The organism is Actinophytocola sp. KF-1, from assembly GCF_054661535.1.
The window spans coordinates 433,638-455,086 of sequence record NZ_BAAFVK010000005.1 but is presented as its reverse complement, the minus strand read 5'-3'; the positions used below and the strand labels follow the sequence as shown (position 1 = coordinate 455,086).

General features: G+C 72.3%; 19 protein-coding genes. 14 read left to right on the top strand and 5 right to left on the bottom strand.

Going from position 1 to position 21,449, the window contains the following annotated elements; all coding sequences use genetic code 11:
* Positions 1 to 5 precede the first annotated feature (5 nt).
* The 6 genes from ACYQ77_RS18095 (at position 6) to ACYQ77_RS18070 (ending at position 7,120) form a co-directional block, all read left to right on the top strand.
* A complete protein-coding gene (locus ACYQ77_RS18095) occupies positions 6 to 893 on the top strand; it encodes a 3-hydroxybutyryl-CoA dehydrogenase (RefSeq protein WP_459712744.1) in 888 nt (295 codons plus the stop codon).
* 73 nt (positions 894 to 966) lie between these two features.
* A complete protein-coding gene (locus ACYQ77_RS18090; RefSeq protein WP_459712742.1) occupies positions 967 to 1,434 on the top strand; it encodes a hypothetical protein in 468 nt (155 codons plus the stop codon).
* A 78-nt stretch (positions 1,435 to 1,512) separates the two neighbouring features.
* A complete protein-coding gene (locus tag ACYQ77_RS18085; RefSeq protein WP_459712740.1) occupies positions 1,513 to 4,536 on the top strand; it encodes a non-ribosomal peptide synthetase in 3,024 nt (1,007 codons plus the stop codon).
* Positions 4,536 to 5,303 (top strand): leucyl/phenylalanyl-tRNA--protein transferase, encoded by a 768-nt coding sequence (locus tag ACYQ77_RS18080; protein WP_459712739.1) that lies wholly within the window; start codon positions 4,536 to 4,538, stop codon positions 5,301 to 5,303. Before ACYQ77_RS18085 ends, ACYQ77_RS18080 begins: the two co-directional genes overlap by 1 nt.
* The gene (locus ACYQ77_RS18075) at positions 5,300 to 6,046 is read left to right on the top strand and encodes an N-acetyltransferase (RefSeq protein ID WP_459712737.1); all 747 of its coding nucleotides are present in this window, start codon (positions 5,300 to 5,302) and stop codon (positions 6,044 to 6,046) included. The genes ACYQ77_RS18080 and ACYQ77_RS18075 overlap by 4 nt, the downstream gene beginning before the upstream one ends.
* 27 nt (positions 6,047 to 6,073) lie before the next feature.
* Entirely contained in the window at positions 6,074 to 7,120 is a 1,047-nt protein-coding gene (locus ACYQ77_RS18070) for a methyltransferase (protein ID WP_459712734.1), read from the top strand.
* 383 nt (positions 7,121 to 7,503) lie between these two features.
* Here the strand turns inward: ACYQ77_RS18070 and ACYQ77_RS18065 are convergent, their stop codons facing one another.
* Both ACYQ77_RS18065 and ACYQ77_RS18060 read right to left on the bottom strand, forming a co-directional pair.
* Positions 7,504 to 9,198 (bottom strand): acyl-CoA dehydrogenase family protein, encoded by a 1,695-nt coding sequence (locus ACYQ77_RS18065; RefSeq protein ID WP_459712732.1) that lies wholly within the window; start codon positions 9,196 to 9,198, stop codon positions 7,504 to 7,506.
* 64 nt (positions 9,199 to 9,262) lie between these two features.
* A complete protein-coding gene (locus ACYQ77_RS18060; RefSeq protein ID WP_459712731.1) occupies positions 9,263 to 10,861 on the bottom strand; it encodes an MFS transporter in 1,599 nt (532 codons plus the stop codon).
* 185 nt (positions 10,862 to 11,046) lie between these two features.
* Between ACYQ77_RS18060 and ACYQ77_RS18055 the strand changes: the two genes are divergently transcribed.
* On the top strand, positions 11,047 to 11,694 hold the full coding sequence (locus tag ACYQ77_RS18055; RefSeq protein WP_459712729.1) for a thiaminase II/PqqC family protein: 648 nt from the start codon (positions 11,047 to 11,049) through the stop codon (positions 11,692 to 11,694).
* 10 nt (positions 11,695 to 11,704) lie between these two features.
* Positions 11,705 to 12,367: an MOSC domain-containing protein gene (locus ACYQ77_RS18050; protein WP_459712727.1), complete on the top strand. Its 663-nt coding sequence runs from the start codon at positions 11,705 to 11,707 to the stop codon at positions 12,365 to 12,367.
* Positions 12,368 to 13,104: 737 nt separating this feature from the next.
* On the opposite strand, the gene ACYQ77_RS18045 is transcribed toward ACYQ77_RS18050, so the two are convergent.
* The 3 genes from ACYQ77_RS18045 to ACYQ77_RS18035 form a co-directional block, all read right to left on the bottom strand.
* Positions 13,105 to 13,605 carry a pyridoxamine 5'-phosphate oxidase family protein gene (locus ACYQ77_RS18045; protein WP_459712725.1) on the bottom strand — a complete coding sequence of 167 codons (501 nt, stop codon included), beginning with the start codon at positions 13,603 to 13,605 and terminating at the stop codon, positions 13,105 to 13,107.
* A gap of 3 nt (positions 13,606 to 13,608) precedes the next feature.
* On the bottom strand, positions 13,609 to 14,856 hold the full coding sequence (locus ACYQ77_RS18040; RefSeq protein ID WP_459712723.1) for a cytochrome P450 family protein: 1,248 nt from the start codon (positions 14,854 to 14,856) through the stop codon (positions 13,609 to 13,611).
* Between the two features lie 226 nt (positions 14,857 to 15,082).
* Entirely contained in the window at positions 15,083 to 15,796 is a 714-nt protein-coding gene (locus ACYQ77_RS18035; RefSeq protein ID WP_459712721.1) for a hypothetical protein, read from the bottom strand.
* Positions 15,797 to 15,953: 157 nt separating this feature from the next.
* Between ACYQ77_RS18035 and ACYQ77_RS18030 the strand changes: the two genes are divergently transcribed.
* From ACYQ77_RS18030 to ACYQ77_RS18005, 6 genes are read left to right on the top strand one after another with little or no spacing between them, the layout of a single operon-like run.
* Complete coding sequence (locus tag ACYQ77_RS18030) at positions 15,954 to 16,499, top strand: D-glycero-alpha-D-manno-heptose-1,7-bisphosphate 7-phosphatase (protein ID WP_459712719.1); 546 nt, start codon at positions 15,954 to 15,956, stop codon at positions 16,497 to 16,499.
* A complete protein-coding gene (locus ACYQ77_RS18025; protein ID WP_459712717.1) occupies positions 16,496 to 17,539 on the top strand; it encodes a glycosyltransferase family 9 protein in 1,044 nt (347 codons plus the stop codon). The genes ACYQ77_RS18030 and ACYQ77_RS18025 overlap by 4 nt, the downstream gene beginning before the upstream one ends.
* Before the next feature lie 31 nt (positions 17,540 to 17,570).
* Entirely contained in the window at positions 17,571 to 18,797 is a 1,227-nt protein-coding gene (locus tag ACYQ77_RS18020; RefSeq protein ID WP_459712715.1) for a glycosyltransferase, read from the top strand.
* Entirely contained in the window at positions 18,794 to 19,378 is a 585-nt protein-coding gene (locus ACYQ77_RS18015) for a D-sedoheptulose-7-phosphate isomerase (protein WP_459712712.1), read from the top strand. The genes ACYQ77_RS18020 and ACYQ77_RS18015 overlap by 4 nt, the downstream gene beginning before the upstream one ends.
* The gene (rfaE2, locus tag ACYQ77_RS18010) at positions 19,375 to 20,736 is read left to right on the top strand and encodes a D-glycero-beta-D-manno-heptose 1-phosphate adenylyltransferase (RefSeq protein ID WP_459712710.1); all 1,362 of its coding nucleotides are present in this window, start codon (positions 19,375 to 19,377) and stop codon (positions 20,734 to 20,736) included. The genes ACYQ77_RS18015 and rfaE2 overlap by 4 nt, the downstream gene beginning before the upstream one ends.
* Positions 20,737 to 20,753: 17 nt before the next feature.
* A complete protein-coding gene (locus ACYQ77_RS18005) occupies positions 20,754 to 21,446 on the top strand; it encodes an SDR family oxidoreductase (RefSeq protein WP_459712708.1) in 693 nt (230 codons plus the stop codon).
* Positions 21,447 to 21,449 lie beyond the last annotated feature (3 nt).

The following is a 21,449-nucleotide window of genomic DNA, read 5'->3' as shown; positions in this document are numbered from 1 at the left end:
TCACCATGAACAGGATTCGACGCGTCGGCGTCGTGGGATGCGGCGTGATGGGCGCCGGTCTCGCCGAGGTGTGCGCCCGTGCCGGGCTCGACGTGCTGGTCGCCGTGTCGCGACCGGGCCGGGAGGCCGACGGCAGGCGCAAGGTGACCGGCTCGCTCGACAACGCCCTGCGCAAGGGGAAGATCAGCGAGGCCGACCGGGACGCCGCGCTCGCGCGGATCTCGTTCACCGCCGACCTCGCCGACTTCGCCGACCGGCAGTTCGTCATCGAGGCCGGGCCCGAGCAGGAGTCGGTCAAGCTGGACGTGTTCGCCACGCTGGACAAGGTCGTCACCGACGAGGACGCCATCCTCGGCTCCAACACCTCGTCGTTCCCGATCATCCAGCTGGGACGCGTGACCGACCGGCCGGGCAAGGTGGTCGGCACGCACTTCTTCAACCCGGTCACCGTGCTGCCGCTCGTGGAGCTGGTCGGTTCGGTGCTCACCGAGGAGCACACGGTCGAGGTCGCGGAGGCGTTCGTGACCGATGTGCTCGGCAAGCAGGTGGTGCGCACCAAGGACCGGTCCGGCTTCGTGGTGAACGCGCTGCTGATCCCGTACCTGCTGTCGGCGATGCGGGTCTACGAGTCGGGCGTGGCGTCCATGGCGGACATCGACAAGGCGATGAAGCTGGGCTGCGCGCACCCGATGGGCCCGTTCGGGCTGAGTGACCTCATCGGACTGGACATCGTCCAGGCGATCAGCGAGTCGCTCTACAACGAGTACCGCGAGCCGCACTACTCACCGCCGCCGCTGCTGGCGCGCATGGTGTCGGCCGGGTTGCTGGGCAAGAAGACGGGACGCGGGTTCTACGACTACACCGCGCCCAAGGAAGTGAGGGCGGCGGCGTGAGCGGAGCTTGCGGAGCGAACCGACAAACACAGGGCGACCGCGAGCGGCGCCCCGGAGCCTGCGAGGGGGCGTCGTGAGTGTTATGGATTTCGCCGACTACCGGTTGCGGATGCGGGCCGGGGGACCACGGCTCGCACAGCGTTCGTACTACATCGTCGGCCTGACACAAGGTGTCCGGCGTGGCGTGCGAGCGGCCGCGGCCGATCCACGCAAGCGCTTGGCAGGCGCCATCCGTGCGCGCGACCCGCGTGCGGTGGTGCACGACCCGGTGGACTCGTGGCTGCGCACCGAATCGCAGGTGCCTGCCGAGTTCCACCGCCTGATCGGGCTGGCGGCCACGAGTGACGTGTGCGTCGCCTTCCTCCCGGACCGGGAGAGCGCCGCGGACGCGGTGGCCGAGATCCAGGCCGCGCACCGGGGTGGCGCCACCGTCGTCGCGATCACCGGTGAGACCGACGACTTCGTGGTGCGTGCGTTCGCGACGATCGTGGTCCCCGACCTCGACGCGTTCACGGATTGGTTGTCCGCACAGGCGGCGTGAGTGGCATAGTCAAGGTCATTTCATGGCCGGGATGAAAACCTCATAGTGCGCCACATGGATTCGTACCAAAGGGGTCACATGAACATCCGTCGGCACACGAGTGTCCATGAACTGTTCGTCGCGCGCGCGTCTGAACGCCCGGACGGCATCGCGGTCGTGTCCGGCGACCAGCGGATCACCTACGCGGAGCTGGCCGAGCGCGCCGGTCAGCTCGCACACTACCTGCGCCACAACGGAACCGGACCCGGTTCGGTCGTGATGGTCCACATGGACCGGTCGATCGACACGATTGTCGCACTGCTCGGGATCCTCGCCGCGGGCGGGGTCTACTTACCGGTCGAGCCCGGGGTGCCGGAGAGCAGGCTCCGCGGGTTCGCCGAGCAGACCGGGTGCACCACGGTCATCACGCGGGCGAAGGACGCGCCGCGCGTCGCCGCGTTCGCCGACCTCGCCGTCACCGCGGAAGCGGGCGCCGCGGGCGGGTTCCCGCCCTTCGCGCCCGACGTCGCGGTGTCCGGTTCGGACCCCGCGTACGTCATCTACACCTCCGGCTCGACCGGCACGCCCAAGGGCGTCGTGGTACACCACGACGCGCTCGCCCACGTCATCGGCGAACTCGTGACGTGGTACGGGATCACGCCGGACGACAACGTGCTGCAGTTCGGCGCGCTGTCGTTCGACACCTCGATCGAGCAGATCATGGTGACCCTGACGGCGGGCGCGACGCTCGTGCTGCCGGACATGGCGTGGGCGCCGAGCGAGCTGCCGGACCGGCTGCGCCGCCACGGCGTCACGGTCATGGACCTCACGCCGGCGTACTGGCGGCGGTTCCTCACCGAGTTCGCCGCCCGGCCCGTCGACCTCCCGCTCCGGCTGTCCATCGTGGGCGGTGAGGCGGTGCGCGCGGAGGACTGCCGCACCGCCCTGGAGCTGATGCCGGGGGTGCGGCTCGTCAACGCCTACGGCCTCACCGAGACCACGATCACCTCGTGCGTCGTGGACCTGACCGCCGACATCCTCCCCGCGCGCGGCGCGGCGCCGGTCGGCCCGCCGCTGCCCGGCACCACCGTGCACGTCCTCGACGAGGAGCTGCGGCCGGTGCCGCCGGGGGAGCGCGGCGAGATCTGCATCGGCGGCCGGGGTGTCGCGCGGTACCTGCACGCCGACGAGCGCGCCCACGCGCGGTACGTGGACGACCCGTTCACGGCCGGGGGCCGCCTGTACCGCACCGGTGACCTCGGTGCCTGGACGCCCGAGGGGAACCTTGAGGTGGTCGGCCGCATCGACCGCCAGCTGAAGATCCGCGGCTTCCGCGTCGAACCCGGCGAGGTCGAGGCGACGCTCGCCGCGCACGAACTGGTCGACGGCGTCGCGGTGACCGACTACGAGCAGAACGGCCAGCGCAGGCTCGCCGCGTACTACACGGTCCCGTCCGGCACCACGCTCGACGCGGCGGACCTGAAGGAGTTCGCGGGCCGCTTCCTGCCGGACTACATGGTGCCGTCGGCGTTCGTCGCGCTGCCCGAGCTGCCGCTGAAGTCCAACGGCAAGGTCGACCTCACCGCGCTGCCCGCGCCGGAGACGGCGGTGGCGTCCGAGGAGGACGACTCCACGGTCGTCAGCCTCTTCGAACGCGGCGTCGCGCGGCTGTGGTGCCAGGTGCTGGAACGCGACAAGGTCGGGCCGAACGACAACTTCTTCGCGCTCGGCGGCAACTCCATCCTCGCCGCGGAGCTGCTCGCGAAGGTGCGCGGCACGTTCGGCGTGATGATCACCCAGGTGCGGCCGCTCATCCGGCTGCTGCTGGAGGACGCGTCGCTGCGGTCGTTCGCCTTCGCCGTGCAGGCCGCGCGAGCGGGCACCCTGCCCGGCGACGACACCCGCAAGCGGGTCGACTTTGCCGCGGAGTCCGAACTGGACGTCCCCATCAGCGCCGAGGCGCAGGAGACCCCGGACTGGCAGGAGCCGAAGCACGTCTTCCTCACCGGCGCCACCGGCTTCCTCGGCACCTACCTGCTCCGCGAGCTGCTGACCACCACGGACGCGGTGGTGCACTGCCTGGTGCGTGCCGACGACGCGGACACCGCCATGGCCCGCCTGCAGTCCGCGGCGACGCACTACTACCACGACGACCTCGCCGCGTACCGGCTGGCGGGCCGGGTCGTCGCCGTGCCCGGTGACCTCGCCAAGCCCGGCCTCGGGCTGTCCGACGAGGACTTCGACCGGTTCGCGCGCACGGTCGACGTGATCCACCACCCCGGCGGGCTCGTCAACTTCATCTACCCGTACTCGCACATGCGCCCGGCGAACGTCGAGGGCACCCGCGAGATCATCCGGATGGCCGCGCGGTACCGCAACATCCCCGTCCACTACACGTCCACGATGGCCGTGCTCGCCGGCTTCGGCACCGGCGGTGTGCGGCACGTCGACGAGGACACCCCGCTCGCCTTCGCCGACCACCTGTCGGTCGGCTACGTGGAGAGCAAGTGGGTGGCGGAGGCGCTGCTGCTCAAGGCCGCCGAGCAGGGGCTGCCGGTGGCGATCTACCGCGCCGCCGACATCTCCGGTGACCGGGTGACCGGCGCGTGGAACACCGCGACCGAGATGTGCGCGATGAAGAAGTTCGTCGTGGACAGCGGCACCGCGCCGGTCGCGGAGCTGCCGCTGGACTACACCCCGGTGGACGTGTTCGCCGCCGCGGTCGCGCACATCGCCGCGACGAAGCTGCCGCGCGGCGACGTCTACCACCTCACCAACCCCGGCAAGGTCAACATCCGCGAGCTGGTGGCGCGGATGCGGGCGCGGGGCCACGAGATCCGCGAGGTGTCGTGGCAGGAGTGGCTCGACGAGCTGGTGAAGCTCGCGGTCGAGCACCCCGAGCACCCGATGACCCCGTTCGCGCCGCTGTTCATCGACCGCTGCGCGACCGGCGAGATGAGCGTCGCCGAGATGTACCTGGAGGACACGTTCCCGGTGTTCAGCCGCACGAACGTGGAGAACGCGCTGCGCGGCAGCGGGATCGAGATCCCGCCGGTCGACGCGGCGATGCTCGACAGCTACCTCGACTACCTGACCGACATCGACTTCCTGCGAGCCGCGTGATGGACACGAACCTCCGCACCGCGACCCCGTGGCAGGCGCTCGACCTCACCGGTGCGCCCGACGACGGGCCGGTCGCCTTCCACGACGACCTCAGCCCCGGGACCCTGCTCGAGGCGTACCGGCACGGGCTCTACCCGTTCCCCGCCGACACCGAAGAGCAGAAGATCATCAGCGAGATCAGCTACGAGGGCAAGGTGCCCGTGCTGGGGGAGAGCGCCGACCCGTACGCGGTCGCGTGGTGCTCGCCCGATCCCCGTCCGGTGATCTTCGTCGACGAGCTCCGCATGCAGCGCAGCCTGCGCAAGCAGCTGCGCAACAAGGTGGAGTGGACCACCACGCTCGACGCCTGCTTCGGCCGGGTGGTGCGGCAGTGCCGCGTCGGCCGCGAACCGAGGTGGCTCACCGACCGGCTGGTCGAGAGCCTGGAGAAGCTGCACGAGGCCGGGCACGCGCACAGCGTCGAGGTGTGGGACGGCGACGAGCTCGTCGGCGGCACGTTCGGTGTGCGCGTCGGCGGCGTGTTCTCCGCCGACTCGCAGTTCACGCTCGCGAGCGGCGCGTCGAAGGTGGCGATCGCGGCCCTGGTGCGCCGGGTCGCCGAGAGCGGCGGCGTCGCGGTCGACGTGCAACGCGACGGCGACCACGCCCGCCTGCTCGGCGCGGTGCCCGTGCCCAGGGCCGAGTACCTGGCGCTGCTGGCCGAGCACCGCAACGCGGCGACCGCCATGCCGTCGGACGCGATGGCCGCGCGGGAGCTGGCGGCATGACCACCGTCGAGACGCTGCGCGTCGTCACCCTCGCCGAACGGCCGGACCTCACCGACGCCATGCTCGGCATGGAGTCGACGTGGCCCGCGTACATCCAGCCCGACCCGATGGTGATCGGCTGGGCGTTCGACCGGCACGCCGCGCACCAGCTGGTGGTGCTGGACGGCGACGAGGTGGTCGCGCGGGCCGCGACCGTGCCGTTCCACTGGGACGGCGACCCGGCGTCGCTGCCCGACACCGGGTGGGACGAGGCGCTGCGGATGTCCATGATGGACACCTACGACGGCCGCGAGCTCAACACGTCGTGCGCGCTGGAGGTCGCGGTCGTGCCGGGGCAGCGGTCCCGGCACCTGTCCGGCCGCACGCTCGCCGCGGTGGCCGAGAACGCGCGGCGCCACGGGTTCGGTGACGTGGTGGTGCCGGTGCGGCCGAGCAGGAAACACCTGGAGCCGCACGTATCCATGGCTTCGTACGTGGCGCGCACGCGGGACGACGGGTTGCCGGAGGACCCGTGGCTGCGCGTGCACGTGCGGGAGGGTGGGCAGATCCTCGGGATCTGCCCGGTCTCGATGACGATCTCCGGCAGCCTCGCCCAGTGGCGCGGCTGGACCGGTCTTCCGTTCGACACCAGCGGCCCGGTGGCAGTGCCGGGCGCGCTGAACCCGGTCGAGGTCAGCGTGGAGCACGACCGCGCTGTCTACGTCGAGCCCAACGTGTGGGTTCGGCACCGGTTGGTTCCCTGACGATTTCCTAGTGGAAGGTGCTCCGCCATGACCAGCACGGTCCCCGTCAACTCCGCAGAGAAGATGCGCCTGCGCGCCGCGCTGATCGAGAAGATCGGCGGCTACATGCACGCGCACGCACTCGGCCTCGCCGCGGAACTCAAGCTCGCCGACCTCATCCACTCCGGGGTGAACACCAGCTCGGCGCTCGCCGAGGCGACCGGCACGCACGAGCCGTCGCTGCGCAGGCTGCTGCGCCTGCTCGCCGCGGTCGGCCTCACCACCGAGCCGGCCCCCGGCACGTTCGGCCTGACCGAGGTCGGTGACCTCCTGCGGTCCGACTCGCCGGACTCGCTGTACGCGTTCACGAGGATGTTCACCCACGAGTCGCACTTCAGCGCGTGGCAGGGTCTCGCCCACTCCGTGCGGACCGGGGAGTCCGCGTGGGACCACGTGTTCGGCAAGAACATCTACGCCTACCTCGCCGACCTGCCCGAGCTGTCGGAGCTGTTCAACGTGGCGATGAGCCAGGAGTCGCGCATCGCGGCGGGCCACATCGCGGCGGCGTACGACTTCACCGGTGTGCGCAAGGTCGTCGACATCGGCGGCGGCGACGGGACGCTCGTGTCGGCGATCCTGCGGGCCAACCCCGGCCTCGAGGGTGTCGTGTTCGACAGCCCGGCCGGTGTCGCGCAGGCGTCCGACGTGCTCGCCGCCGCGGGCCTGTCCGACCGCACCACCGTGGTGGCGGGCGACTTCTTCGAGTCCGTGCCGGACGGCGGGGACCTGTACATCATCAAGAGCGTGTTCCAGGACTGGGACGACGGGCCCGCGAAGGCGATCCTGCGCACCGTCCGGGCCCACATCCCGGCGGACGCCACGCTGCTCATCGTCGGCTCGGTGCTGCCGGAGACCGCCGCACCCGGCGAGCCGATCCCGTTCTACACGGACATGAACATGCTGGTGAACTCCGGCGGCCGGGAGCGCACGGAGAGCCACTTCCGGGCACTGCTTGCGGAGACCGGGTTCACGGTCGAGTCGGTGGCGCTCAAGGCCGCCGGCCCGCTGTCGATCATCAAGGCCAACCCGGTGTAGACCTCGGTGAAAGGCCGGCCGGTCGGGGACGTGTCCCGGCCGGCCGGTCGCCGTTGGACGGGCCTGGTCCGTTTGGTGGGGCGGGGCGGGCAGCGCGGCTGTCTCGTGTCCTGACGCGCGTTTCAGGACAAGGCCGGGACTGGCCCGTTTCGTGGGCGGGCGTGCGGCGTGCGGCTGTTTCAGGACGAGGCCGGGCCTGGCCCGCTTCGCGGGCGGGGTGCGCAGTGTGCGGCTGTTTGTGTCCTGGAAGGCGCGTTGAGGGCGGTTGGCGTGTCCTGAACGGCGAGTTCAGGTCACGGTGGGCATGCCCGCGCCGTTCAGGGCGGCAGCGGTGTCCTGAAACCGCCCGCCTTCCTGTCCTGAACGCCGTTCAGGACACCGCGTCACGCCACCCGGCGGTGCAGGTTCTCGTGCTGTGACGGGCCCGGGGCCGGGTCCGCGATCCACGGCCCCTCGATCGACGGGTCCAGGATGCCCGACTCCAGCCACGTGTACCGATCGGCGAGCACGCCCGTGCTCAGTGCCCGGTCGTGGTCGTCGGTGTTGGCCCACAGCCGGCCGAACAGCTCGGCGATGCGCTGCCGGGACTGGTGGCAGAACGCGTCCGCCAGGTCCACCGCCGTCTCCGCGCGGTGCCGTGCGTACACGCAGCTCACCGCCATCGCGTACAGCTCCGCCGTGATGTCCACCAGCCTGCCGAGGAACAGCTGCCGCTGCGGGAGGTCCTCGCCCCAGCGGGAGCGGCCGTGGGCGAAGTGCTGGGCCACGTCGCGGCACGTCCGTTCCACGAAGCGCAGGTGTCCCGACAGGACGCCGTAGTCGTCGAGCGCCGCCGGGTCGATCGTCGACGCCGGGGTGACCTCCAGTGCTTCCGCCGCGATGAAGCCACGCAGTGCCTCGGTCGAGCCGTCGAAGATGCGGCCGACACGCAGGTCGCGGAGCAGCTGTTCGACCGGGACACCGCGTTCGCCGCGGGCCGCCGCCGACGCCGCCGTCTCGAAGCCGCGGCCGCCGCGGATCTGCAGCAGCTCGTCGGCCACCTGCCACGCCTTCTCCGACGCGAACAGCTTCGCCAGCTCCGCCTCCATGTGGGTGTCGGCGCCCCGGTCGGCGTGCCTGCCCGTCACCTCGACGATCGCCTCCAGGGCGAACGCGGTCGCGGCGATGAACGAGATCTTCGCGGCCACCGCCTCGTGTTCGCCGATCGGGCGGTCCCACTGCACCCGTACCCGCGACCACTCGCGCGCGATCTTCAGGCTCCACTTGGCCGCCGCCGCGCACACCGACGGCAGGGACAGCCTGCCGGTGTCCTGCGCCGCCAGCGCCACCTCGAGGCCCTTGCCCTCCTCGCCGATCCGGTGGGTCGCGGGCACCACCACGTCGTGCAGCCGCACCACCCCGTTCTCCAGCCCGCGCAGGCCGAGGAACTCACCGCGGTGCTCGACCGTCACGCCGGGGGAGCGGGCCTCCACCACGAACGCGGTCATGCCCGCGTCCGGCACCATCGCCATGACCACGATCAGGTCGGCGAGGACACCGTTGGTGACCCACGACTTCACGCCGTTCAGCGTGTACGACCCGTCCGGACCGGGCACCGCGGTGGTGCGCATGCGGAACGGGTCGTTGCCGATGTCCGGCTCGGTCAGCGTGAACGCGGAGATCTCCCGCACGCACCTGGGCAGGAACTCCCGCTTCTGCTCGTCGGTCCCGAACAGCAGGATCGGCTGCGGCAGGCCGATCGCCTGGTGCGCGGCCAGCAGCTCGCCCAGCGCGGAGTGCGTGGTGTTCACGATCTGCAGCGCACGCAGGTAGCAGAGGCCGGACAGGCCGAGCCCGCCGTACTCCTTCGGGATCTTGATGCAGAACGCGCCGATGTCCTTCAGCCCGGCGATCACCTCGTCGGGGATCCGGCCGTCGCGTTCGATCAGCGTGCTGTCGACCTTGTCGGTGCAGAAGTCACGCAGCCGGGCGAGGAACGCCTCGCTGTCCGCGTCGAGTCCGGGGAACGGGCCGGGTACCGGGTCGAGCAGGTCCGGGCGGAACCGGCCGCCGAACAGTTCCTTGCCGAAACTCTCCACAGTAGACCTCCGCATGACGCCCGGCCGGGTGGCCCCAACGCTGGGACCACCCGGCCGGATTTCCTTACGCCGTCTCGACTTCCTTCTCGTCCGCCGGCTTCTCCTCGGCCGCCTTCTCGTCGGCCGCGGCCTGTGCGCCGGTGGGCGGCACCTGCCGCAGCCGGGCGAACGCGAGCGCCGCGCCAACGGCGGCGATGGTCGCGGCGACCAACGCGCCGAGGTTGAGCCCGCTCGTGAACGCCGCCCGCGCCGGCTCCAGCACCGTCGCGGCCACGTCCGGGGACAGCCCGCTCGCCGCGTGCACGGCGCCGTCGAGGCTGTCGCGCGCCGCCCCGGCCGCCTCCGCGGGCAGGTCGCCCGGCAGCGTGTCGGCGATCTCGCCGCGGTACACGGCGACGCCGATGCTGCCGATCAGCGCGATGCCCAGCGAGATGCCCAGGTCGTTCGCCGTCGTCGACAGGCCGGACGCCGCACCCGCCTTCTCCGGCGGCACCGCGCCGACGATCAGGTCGGTCGTGAGCGCCATCGCCGGGTTCACCGCCGGGTACAGCACGATGAAGCCCGCGATCAGCAGCGGCAGCCCGGCCGTGCTCTCGACCTGCGTCAGCATCAGGTAGCCGACCACCTGGATGGCGAGGCCGGCGCCGATGATGATGCCCGGGCTGACCCGGCGGGCGAGGATCGGCGACACCAGCGACACACCGACCAGCAGCACCGCGGCGGGCAGGATGGCCATCGCGGTCTGCAGCGGGGTCAGGGCCGCGACCAGCTGGAGGTACTGGGTGAACATCAGGTACACGCCACCCATGCCCGCCGCGGCGAGGATGAACACGCCGAGCGCGCCGGCGACCGTGCGGTTCGCGAACAGGCGCACGTCGAGCAGTGGCGCGTCGATCCGCAGCTGGCGCAGCACGAACCAGACCCCGAACGCGATGCCCGCGGCGATCGTGCCGAGCGCGATGCCGAGCGAGTCGTCCTTGGCCAGGGTCTTCACGCCGTAGATGAACGGCAGCAGCGTGGCCAGCAGCAGGCCGACCGACAGCACGTCGAGCTTCGCGCCCCAGGAGTCGGTGTGCGCGGGCAGGACCAGCGGCGCACCGATCACCACGACCGCCATGATCGGCACGGCGACCAGGAACGTCGCCCGCCAGGAGAACGCCTCGAGCAGGACGGCGGACAGGATCGGGCCGAGCGTGACACCCGCGGAGATGCTCGCGGCCCACACGCCGATCGCGACACCGCGCTGCTTGGCGTTGTGGAACATGGAGAAGATCAGGCCGAGGGTGGACGGCATCTGCGTCGCCGCCGCGACGCCGAGGATCGCGCGCCACAGGATCATCAGCGCCGGGTCGTCGGTGAACGCGGCCAGGACCGAGACGATCCCGAACACCGCGGCGCCGATGATCAGCAGGCGCCTGCGGCCGATCTTGTCGGCCAGCGTGCCCATGGCGACGAGGAAGCCGGCCATGGTGAAGCCGTAGATGTCGAGGATCCACAGCAGTTCGGTGCTGCTCGGGTTGAGGTCCCTGGCGATGTGCGGGATGGCCAGGAACAGGATCGTCAGCATCATGAACAGGAGCAGGGAGGGAAGTACCAGCAGGCCCAGTCCCAGCCATTCCCTGCGACCGGCTCGTGGCCCGGACGACGTGTTCGCAGAGGACATCGGTGTTCCCTTTCGTGGCTGATTCACGTTGGGCTGATAGTACCCCACCGGGGTATGGGTATGAAACCGGTGGCCCGGGATTCCCCCTTGACTCTGACAAGAACTCCTTGTCCTGCGCTGGTAACGCACTCGCACGCGACTTGCGTGCCTGGACGGCGCCTGATACCCGGTGCTGGTATACCCGTATGGGTGACATCGTGACGCGCGCGAAGACCGAGATCGCCAAGCAGGCGACCGGGAACCGGTTCGTCGACCTCCTCGAGGCGGGCGCGGTGCCGGAGGAGCGGCTGCGGTGGCTGGCCGCGGAGCTGACCCGGCTCGTCGCCAGCGACCAGCGCAGCCAGGCCCTGCTCGCGTCGCGGTTCCCGGCCCCGCCGGCAGGCGACCTGTTCCTGACGCTCGCCCAGGGCGAGGCGGAGGCACTGCGCCTGCTGGGCGACTTCACGTCGGCCGTCGGCATGGGACCGGCGGAGCTGGCGTCGTACGAGCCGCTGCCCCTCGCGGCGGCCTATCCCGCGTACCTGACACAGGTGGCCGTGCAGGGGTCCAGCAGCGCGATGGCGTTGGCACTCCTGGCCAATGTGGACGAGTCCGGTGGCACGTACGCCCGGGTCGCGGCCGCGTTGCGTGCGCGGTACGGCCTGTCGGAGAAGGCGGTCGGGCACTTCCTGTTCTTCGCCGAGACCCCGCGGGAGCTGCTGGACCAGGCGGGCGAAGTGCTGGCCGCGGGCCTCGCGAACGGTGACGACGCGGACGAGGCCGTGCGCACCGCCCGGATCGTCGCCGGGCTGGAGACCGCTTTTTGGGATGCTCTCGCGGAGGGGCTCGCATAGCATCGGCGGCATGTCCGTCGTCCTGTCCGTGAACATCGGTGTGCCGCGCGAGAACCCGTGGAAGACCTCGGGCGTCACCGGCATCGACAAACGCCCGGTACCGGGCCCGGTCGCGGTGCGCGCCCCCGGCCCGAAAGGCACCGGCGCCGTCGGCCTGGCGGGCGACCGCGTCTTCGACGTCGCCCACCACGGCGGTGACGACCAGGCCGTGTACGCCTACGCCCGCGAGGCACTCGACCGCTGGGCCACCCGCCTCGGGAAGCCGTTGCCGGACGGCGTCTTCGGCGAGAACCTGACCACGAAGGGCATCGACGTCGACGCGGCCCTGGTCGGCGAGCGGTGGCGCGTCGGGCGGGACCTCCTGCTGGAGGTGTCGTGCCCGCGCATCCCGTGCGGCACGTTCCAGGGCTGGATGGACGAACGGGGGTGGATGAAGACCTTCACGGCGGCGGCCGAGCCGGGCGCGTACCTGCGCGTGCTCGAGCCCGGTGAGATCAGCCCGGGGGACGCGATCGTGGTGGAGTCCCAGCCCGAGCACGACGTGTCGATCGCGCTCGCGTTCCGGGCGCTGACCACGGAGGCGGAGCTGCTGCCGCGCTTGCTGGTGGCCGACGCCTTGCCGGAGGAGGACCTGGCACGCATCCGCAAGCGAGTGGGCACGCCAACGCACTGAAGGGTTCTTCATCGACGCGGAGGCCATTGCGTTACAAGGGCGGCGAAGCCGTTCGGCGCCGAAAGGTGCTAAAGCCCGGCCGAGCGGAGGGCGGCGATGCCGTCCGGCGCCGAAGGCGCCAAAGCCCGGGCGAGCGAGAGGGGCGGCGAGGCCGTCCGGGGCCGGAGGCGCCAAGCCCCGCCCGGTGGCGAGGGCGGCGAAGCCGTCCGGGGCCGGAGGCGCCACCCCCGTCGCGAAGCTGAACCTGTGGGATACCCCGGTATTGGTTCGGTGGTGGCGGCGGGCAGAGAGGCGGGCAGGCGCCAGCCTGCCCGTTAGGGCCTGTCTTAGGGTGGCGGAGGCTCGCGGGTCAAGGGTTGCGCAGCAATCCGGCGAAGCCGGACGCCGAAGGCGCCCTTGACGCGTGAGTGCGCCGCCCGCACAATCCGCCGCCACCACCGAACACCCCGGAACGCAAACCCCGGGACCTGCCCAAGCCGCACCGCACACGCACCCCGAACCCAGGGCCCGAACCCCAAGCAGCGCCCGAACCCCAGCAGCGCAAACGCCCGCAAAACCACAGCCAGCAAGATCAACCCCGGCCTCCGGCCCCCCGAACTCCAGCCTAGAGCAGACCACCGACAACGAGGACCGCCAAGACCCGAGTTGTCCACAGGCAACGGCCTCCGGCCCCCCGAATCCCAGCGTACCGGCGACCACCGACAAAACCGGCGGAAACGACCACCGTTGTCCACACGCTAAAGACCGGCCAGCTCCGCAAGCGGCACCTCAACCCGGCGATCGATCCGGTCCTCCACCCATGTACTCGTGTCGACCAGCCACCACTGCTCCACCTCGACGACGTACAACCGGTGCGCGGCAGGGGGCACGAGCGCGGACACCGGCATGGTCCACTCAGCACGGTCCCGGGCATCCGGCAGCACAGCGTCGTAGAACGTCGCGTGGTGTTCCTCCACCTCCGGGGGTGACAGCTCCCGGCACGTGCCGGCGAACTGTGCCCCGTCGACGGCGAGCAACTCCCCGCCCGCCACGAACAGCGAGCCCGCGACCTGGGGCCGGGTCGACACGTCGGTGCTGTGCCGGGACTGGATCGCCGACCCGAACAGGAAGCGCAGCGGGTCGGCGAGCCAGGCGTACTGCAGCACCGCCGACCACGGCTGTTCCTCGGTCGACACCGTTGCCAGCGAGAGGTACTTCGCCTCCGCCAGCAACCGGCGGGTGCGTGCCAGCAGGTCCACCGGTCACGCGGCCTTCGCGGCGCGGTGGCGCAGCAGCACCGGCAGCGCGGCCACGTCGTTGGCGATGAACGAGTGCAGCGGCTGCACGTCCTCCGGCGCGACCGCGAGCGCCAGGTTCGGGAACCGGTCGAACAGCGCGGGCACGGCCACGTGGGCGGCGAGCCGCGCGAGGCGGGCGCCGGGGCAGAAGTGGGGGCCCGCGCCGAACGCGATGTGTTCCTTGTTCTCGCGGTCGATGTCGAAGACCTCGGGGTTCTCGTGCACGCGGGGGTCGCGGCCGTGGCCGAGGTAGTTGATCAGGATGGCGTCACCGCGGCGGATCACGACGCCCTCGCCGAGGTCGATGTCCTCCTTCGCCCAGCGCATGGGCAGCGACGACACCGGGCAGTGGACGCGCAGCGCCTCCTCGATCGCGTCCGTCCAGCGGGACGGGTCGGCCAGCACGGTGGCGAGCTGGTCGGGGTTGGCGAGGAGCTCACGCACGGTGTGGTCGATCAACGACACCGTGGTCTGGCTGCCGCCGCCGATCAGCAGGAGCAGCATGTCCACCAGCTCCTGCTCGGACAGCGGCGCCTCACCGTCCAGCCGTGCCTCGAGCAGGAAGCTCGTCAGGTCGTCGGCGGGCTCGCGGCGCTTCAGGTCGATGAGCGTGCGCATCGCGACGTTCATGTCGGTGAAGACCCGCGCCGACTCCTCCTCCGGCACGTTGTCGGTGTTGAGCACGACGCGCAGGATCCGCAGCACCTCCGGGCGCAGGTCGTCCGGCACGCCGTACAGGTCGCACTGCAGGCGCGTCGGCAGCTGCTGGGAGTAGGAGAGGTGCAGGTCCAGCGGCTCGTCGGCGGGCCGGGTCTCGAGGTCGTCGAGCAGGTCCTTGGCGATCGCCTCCAGGTGCGGGCGCATCGCGTCGATCCGCTTCGGCGTCAGTGCGGGCGCCACCAGCTTGCGCAGCCGCTGGTGCTCGCGGCCCTCCGCCGTGGACATCGACTCCACGTCCACCCACGGCGACAGCCACTTCACCTCACCGGGCTCGTAGCCGGGCACGTTCTTCTTCAGGTTGCGCGACACACCGGGGTGCAGCAGCAGGTGCTTCACCACCTCGCCCCGGGTGACGACCCAGGCGCGGAAGCCCTCCGGGAACTCGACGGCGACGGCCGGGCCCTGCGCCCGCAGCTCGTCGATCTGCGAGTACATGCACTGGCCGCCCCTGCTGTCGATCTGCGTGCTGGGGGTGGCGCTGAACCCGATCATGTTGCCCCTCCTGGGAAGTGAGCGCGACCACCGGCCGCCGGGATTGGGCCGAGGCGACAGGCCGAAATTAACCGCGCTCATCGCGGGGCGAAATGCTGGAATCGGGCTCGTGGCGCGGTGGTGACCGGAAACGCGCTGGCCGTGGCCGGTGCACCAGCCGCATTCATGCGTGATTCATGGGGAAATGACGGCCCGCCGAGAGTGCCGCGCGAGCGGACGGCAACCGTCACGGGTGGCGCAACAGCACCCCGACACCGTCGGTGAGCGGTAGGTCGGCGGGTGCGACCAGCACGTCGGCGCCGACCGCCAGCGCCGCCATCGGCAGTGCCTCGTCCGCGCGCTGGTGGTCCACCGGCATGCCCAGGGCACGCAGTTCGGCCTCGTCCTCGGCGACCTGGTCACGATGGGTGCCGCCCACCCACACCGCGCGATCGCTCAGCGCGCCCTCGGCCACCACGAGCGCGTCGGCGTTGCCCGCCCGCAACGCGGCGGCGCACGGCCCGACCCCCTGCACGACGGGGCCCTCCGGCCGCGCCGACTCGAACATGAACTGGTCGAACACGGTCCGGTCCCCGGGCCCGCTCACCACGTCCTCCCGCGCCCGGCCCGCGGCGACGAGCGACGCCTCCGGTGCGCGAACCTCGTGCCGGGGCACCAACGGGAGCACGTAGGGCAGATCGGACACCCGCGCCACCGCCGCGTGCGGCGTCCACGCGGGCGGGCCGTCGACGAGGACCCCCTCGCGGGTGGCGATGAGCGCGCGACCGGCGGACGTCCCGCGGTCCAGGGCCTCGTCGAGCGCCGCCAGCATCGCGGGATCCGCCTCCTGCACGGCGAGGCAGTGCCGCAGCACCGGCCACTCCACGACGTCGGACGGGAGGTACACCGACACGAACGGGCCGTGGACGGAGGCCAGCTCACGGATCGACTCACTGTTCACAGCGCCCTCCAGGACAGACGTGGTAACGCCGGTCTACCCCCCGGTCCGCGGTCCAATCCTCAGCCACCCCAACAGTTCTCCGAGGGGGCGGCGGTCACGCTGAGTAGTAGTTGTCACAGCCTGGTTTACCTCCACCCCGCACGGCAAGCCCTTCGACGTGAACCCATCAGCCGAGGTCGTGGCCGTGCTGTTCGACAGGGACGGCACGCTCGTCGAGGACGTGCCCTACAACGGGGACCCCGCCCTCGTGCGCCCTCGGCCCGGTGCGCACACCGCCGTGAAACTGTTGCGGGAAAAGGGAATCCGGCTCGGCATCGTGACGAACCAGTCCGGTGTGGCCCGCGGGTTGCTGACAGAAGACCAGGTCAGGAGGGTGCACGACCGGGTCGCCGAGCTGCTGGGCCCCTTCGACGACATCCAGTACTGCCCGCACGGCCCGGCCGACGGCTGCGACTGCCGCAAGCCCGCCCCCGGCATGGTCCACGCCGCGTGCGCGGCGCTGGGCACCCACCCCGGGGCGGCGGTGCTGATCGGCGACATCGGCGCCGACGTCGCCGCCGCCGTCGCGGCGGGCGCCACCCCCATCCTCGTGCCGACCCCCGTGACGCGGCAGGAAGAGATCGACAACGCCCCGCTGGTGGCCCCGGACCTGGTCACGGCGGCGAGCTTGGCCACCGACCTGTTGCTGGGGGTGCGGGCGTGAGCAAGGTCCTCGTGGCCCGGCTGGACAGCGATGGCGACGTCCTGTTGGCAGGCCCGGCGATCCGCGCGGTGGCCGCACGGGCGACCGAGGTGACGCTCCTGTGCGGACCGGCGGGCGCGCAGGCCGCCGCACTGCTCCCCGGCGTGGATCACACCATCGTGTGGTCGTGCCCGTGGATCGCGGCGCACCCCGACCCCGTCCGGCCGGACGAGGTCCGCGACCTCGCCGACCGCATCGCCGCCGACCGCTACGACCAGGCGCTGATCCTCACCTCGGCGCACCAGTCCGCGCTCCCGCTGGCACTGGTGCTGCGGATGGCAGGAGTCCCGCACATCGCCGCCATCTCCGCCGACTACCCGGGCACCCTGCTCGACGTCCGCCTGCGCCCGGACCAGGACTTCACCGACGACGCCCCCGAACCGGAACGCGCGCTCGCCGTCGCGAACGCGGCGGGCCACCACCTGCCCGTCGGCGACGACGGCGCGCTGCGCGTCCGCACGCCCCCGGACGTCACCCACGTGACCGGCACCGGCCCGTACCTCGTGCTGCACCCCGGCGCCACCGTGCCCGCCCGCCGCTGGCCCGCGCACCGGTGCGCCGAGGCCGTCGAAGCGCTCACCGCACGCGGCCACCGCGTGCTCGTCACCGGCGGCCCCGGCGAGAAGGACCTCACCGCCGAGGTCGCCGGGGACACCGGCGTCGACCTGGGCGGCGCGACCGGCTTCGCCGAGCTGTCCGGCGTCCTCGCGGGCGCCGAGGTCGTGATCGTCGGCAACACCGGGCCCGCACACCTCGCCGCCGCCGTAGGCACCCCCGTCGTGTCCCTGTTCGCACCGGTCGTCCCCGCCGTGCGCTGGGCGCCCTACCGGGTGCCGTCCGTGCTGCTCGGCGACCAGACCGCCGCCTGCCGGGGGACCAGGGCCCGCGAGTGCCCGTTACCCGGCCACCCCTGCCTGACCACCGTGACGGCCGAGGACGTGGTCCACGCCGTCGACGAACTACGCAAGTCAGCCCACTTGAGCAAACAGGTGCCGCGCTGAGCCATCCGTTCGATCCCGAGGGGACAGCCAGATGCGCATAGCAATGATCTCCGAACACGCCAACCCACTCGCCGCACTCGGCGAGGTCGACGCAGGTGGGCAGAACCTGCACGTCGCCGAGCTGTCCGGCGCGCTCGCCGCCGCCGGGCACCAGGTCACCGTCTACACGAGGCGGGACGACCCCGCCCAGTCCGCCGACCGGGTCACCCCGCAGGGCTACCGGGTGGTGCACGTGCCCGCCGGGCCCGCCCGCCCGCTGCCCAAGGACGAGCTGCTGCCGCACATGGGCGAGTTCACCCGGTTCGTGGAGAACGCGTGGCGCACCGACCGGCCGGACGTGGTGCACTCGCACTTCTGGATGTCCGGCCTCGTCGCGGTCGTCGCCGCACGCGCGCACGGCATCCCCGTCCTGCACACCTACCACGCACTGGGCACCGTGAAGCGCCGCCACCAGGGCAAGGCCGACACCAGCCCGGCGCAGCGGATCGGCATCGAACGGATGATCGGCCGCACCGCCGCCGGCATCATCGCGACCTGCCGTGACGAGGTGCAGGAGCTGGCCCGCATGGGCGTGCCGAGGAACAACGTCTCGATCGTGCCCTGCGGTGTGGACTGCACGCAGTTCACCGCGGAGGGCCCGGCCGAGCAGAAGCGGCTGCCGTTCCGCGTGGTCAGCGTCGGCCGGCTGGTGCCGCGCAAGGGGTTCGCCGACCTGATCGCGGCGCTGCCGGGCGTCCCGGACACCGAGCTGGTGATCGTCGGCGGCCCCGTGCACGACCGGCTCGCCGACGACCCCGAGGTGGCGCGGCTGCGTGCGCTGGCCGAGAAGGTGCGGGTGGCCGACCGGGTCCGGTTCGCCGGGCAGGTGCCGAGGGACCGGATGCCGGTGCTGCTGCGCTCCGCGGACGTGGTGGCGTGCGTGCCCTGGTACGAGCCGTTCGGCATCGTGCCGCTCGAGGCGATGGCGTGCGGCGTGCCGGTGGTCGCGAGCAGGGTCGGCGGGCTGATGGACACCGTCGTCGAGCACGTGACCGGCGAGCTGGTGCCTGCCCGCAAGCCCGCCGTGCTGGCGACCACGCTGCGGACGGTGCTGGCCGACCCGGTCCGCCGGTCGTTCCTCGGCGGCGCCGGCCGGGACCGCGCCGAGTCGCGGTACCCGTGGCGGCGGATCGCCGAGGAGTGCGCGCGGGAGTACCAGCGGTGCGCCGACCTCGCGCAGACCGGCGCGATCACCGTGGTGGGGAGTGCCGCGCGATGAGGTCCGGGACGTTCGCCGACCGCCTGGACGAGGTCGAGCGCGTCGTGGGGGTGCTGCGTGCGGAGACCTCCCGCGTCACCCGCTGGGGTGAGCTGCTCGCGGAGCGGCTGGGCGCGGGCTGCCGCCTGCTCGCCGCGGGCAACGGCGGGTCCGCCGCCGAGGCCCAGCACCTGACCGCGGAACTCGTCGGCCGGTTCGACGCGGACCGGCCGCCGTACTCGGCGATCGCGCTGCACGCGGACACCTCCAGCCTGACCGCGATCGGCAACGACTACGGGTACGCGGACGTGTTCGCCAGGCAGGTGCACGCCCACGCCCGGCCCGGCGACGTGCTCGTGCTGCTGTCCACCAGTGGCCGCAGCGAGAACCTGCTGCGTGCCGCCGAGGCCGGCCGCGAACGCGGCGCGACCGTGCTCGCGCTGACCGGGCCCGCGCCCAACCCGCTGGCCGAGCGCGCCGACGACGTGCTGGCCGTGCCCGGCTGCACCGCGACCGTGCAGGAGGCGCACCTGATGTCCGTGCACCTCGTGTGCGCCGCGTTCGAGGCCGCCGTGAGCGCAACCGTGAGGAGGGCTTCATGAGCCTCGTGATCGTCGGCGACTGCCTCCTGGACGTCGACCTGGTCGGCTCCGTGGACCGGGTCTGCCCGGACGCACCGGCGTTGGTGGTCGACGAGGACACGCGCAGACCGCGTCCCGGCGGCGCCGGGCTCGCCGCGCTGCTCGCCGCACGCGCCGGTGAGCCGGTCACGCTCGTCACCGCGCTCGCGGACGACGACGAGGCCGAGGTCCTGCGCACCCAGCTCGGCCGGGTGCCGGTGGTCGCGGGGCCCGCGAACACGCCCACGCCGGTGAAGACCCGGGTGCGTGCCGACGGGCACACGCTCGCGCGCATCGACCGCACCCGGGCGGGCAAGCCCACGGTGACCGCCGAGATGCTGGCCGCGCTGCGGTCCGCCGACGCGATCCTCGTCTCCGACTACGGCCGCGGCCTCACCGGGGACACGGCGCTGCGGGACGTGCTCACCGAGCTGGCCGGCCGCGTGCCCGTCGTGTGGGACCCGCACCCGAAGGGCGCGCCGCCGGTGCGGGGCGTCACCCTCGTCACCCCGAACCTGGACGAGGCGCGGCGCATGTCCGGCCAGTCCGGCACCGGTGTGACCGCGGCCGAGTCCGCCGCGACGGTGCTGCGTGCCCGGTGGCGGGCCGACGCGGTCGTGGTGACGCTGGGCGGGCGCGGCGCGCTCGTGGCGGGCGCGGAACGGACCAGGCTGGTCCCCGCCCCGTCCGTGGCGGTCGCGGACCCGTGCGGCGCCGGTGACCGGTTCGCCGTCGCGGTGACGGCCGCGCTGATGCGGCACGAGACCGTGCCCTCGGCGGTGGAGCAGGCCGTCGCCGCGGCGGCCAGGTTCGTCGCCGATGGCGGCGCCGCCGAGATCACCGGCGGGGCGTTCCCGGCCGAGACACCCGCGGCCGAGAACGACCTGGCCGCCGCGCAGGAGCTGGCCGAGCAGGTCCGCGCCCGCGGCGGCACGGTCGTCGCCACCGGCGGCTGCTTCGACCTGTTGCACGCCGGGCACATCCGCACGCTGTCCGCGGCCCGCGCGCTGGGCGACTGCCTGGTGGTGTGCATGAACTCCGACGACTCCGTCCGGGCGCTCAAGGGCCCCGGCAGGCCGCTCAACGGCGAGGCCGACCGGGCCGAGGTGCTGCGCGCGCTCGGCTGCGTCGACCAGGTCGTCGTGTTCACCGAGACCAGCCCCGAGCGCGTGCTCGCCGAACTGCGCCCCGACGTGTGGGTGAAGGGCGGCGACTACACCCCGGAGACCCTGCCGGAGACCGAGCTGGTGCGCGGCTGGGGTGGCGAGGTCGTCGTGGTGCCCTACCACGACGGCCGCTCGACCACCCGCCTCGCGCGCATGCTGAGCGAAACCGGCTGACCCCCAAGGAGAACACAGTGTCTACTCAGGACAAACCACCCGTGCTCGTCTCGGGCGGCGCGAGCGGCCTCGGCGCCGCCGTCGTCGCCGCGCTGCACGAGGCGGGCGCCCCCGCGCTCGTGCTGGACAAGCAGTCCCCGTCCGGGCCCGCGCTGGACTTCCGGCTCACCGACGTGTCCGACAGCGCCGCCACCGAGGAGGCCGTGCGGTCGCTCGCCGACGAGCACGGGCTGTCCGGCGTCGTCACCGCGGCGGGCATCGACAGCTGCGGGCCCATCACCGACGTGTCCACATCGGACTGGGAACGCGTGGTGCGGGTGAACCTCATGGGCACCGCCGCCGTCGTGCGTGCCGCCGTGCCGTACCTGGAACGCGCCAGGGGCCGGGTCGTGACCGTCGCGTCGACGCTCGGCCTGCGGCCCGCCGGGGACGCGACCGCCTACTGCGCCGCCAAGTTCGGCGTCGTCGGGTTCACCAGGGCGCTCGCCATGGAACTGGCCGGGCGCGTCGGCGTGACGCTGCTCGTGCCGGGCGGCATGCGCACCTCGTTCTTCGACGGCCGCGACGAGCAGTACCTGCCGCCGGACCGGGAGAAGCTCAACCCGCCGGAGCACGTGGCCGCGAACATCGTGCACGTGCTGAACCAGCCGGCCGGCTGCGAGGTGCGGGAACTGGTCGTCTGCCACGAGTCCGAACCGTCCTGGCCGTGAGGG

Bases quoted from the DNA above. Each gene is read 5' to 3' on its own strand.
- ACYQ77_RS18055 (WP_459712729.1), top strand. From the start codon at position 11,047: ATGGGTGACATCGTGACGCGCGCGAAGACCGAGATCGCCAAGCAGGCG.
- ACYQ77_RS18020 (WP_459712715.1), top strand. From the start codon at position 17,571: ATGCGCATAGCAATGATCTCCGAACACGCCAACCCACTCGCCGCACTC.
- ACYQ77_RS18080 (WP_459712739.1), top strand. From the start codon at position 4,536: ATGGACACGAACCTCCGCACCGCGACCCCGTGGCAGGCGCTCGACCTC.
- ACYQ77_RS18085 (WP_459712740.1), top strand. From the start codon at position 1,513: ATGAACATCCGTCGGCACACGAGTGTCCATGAACTGTTCGTCGCGCGC.
- rfaE2 (WP_459712710.1), top strand. From the start codon at position 19,375: ATGAGCCTCGTGATCGTCGGCGACTGCCTCCTGGACGTCGACCTGGTC.
- ACYQ77_RS18015 (WP_459712712.1), top strand. From the start codon at position 18,794: ATGAGGTCCGGGACGTTCGCCGACCGCCTGGACGAGGTCGAGCGCGTC.
- ACYQ77_RS18070 (WP_459712734.1), top strand. From the start codon at position 6,074: ATGACCAGCACGGTCCCCGTCAACTCCGCAGAGAAGATGCGCCTGCGC.
- ACYQ77_RS18050 (WP_459712727.1), top strand. From the start codon at position 11,705: ATGTCCGTCGTCCTGTCCGTGAACATCGGTGTGCCGCGCGAGAACCCG.
- ACYQ77_RS18060 (WP_459712731.1), bottom strand. From the start codon at position 10,861: ATGTCCTCTGCGAACACGTCGTCCGGGCCACGAGCCGGTCGCAGGGAA.
- ACYQ77_RS18040 (WP_459712723.1), bottom strand. From the start codon at position 14,856: ATGATCGGGTTCAGCGCCACCCCCAGCACGCAGATCGACAGCAGGGGC.
- ACYQ77_RS18095 (WP_459712744.1), top strand. From the start codon at position 6: ATGAACAGGATTCGACGCGTCGGCGTCGTGGGATGCGGCGTGATGGGC.
- ACYQ77_RS18075 (WP_459712737.1), top strand. From the start codon at position 5,300: ATGACCACCGTCGAGACGCTGCGCGTCGTCACCCTCGCCGAACGGCCG.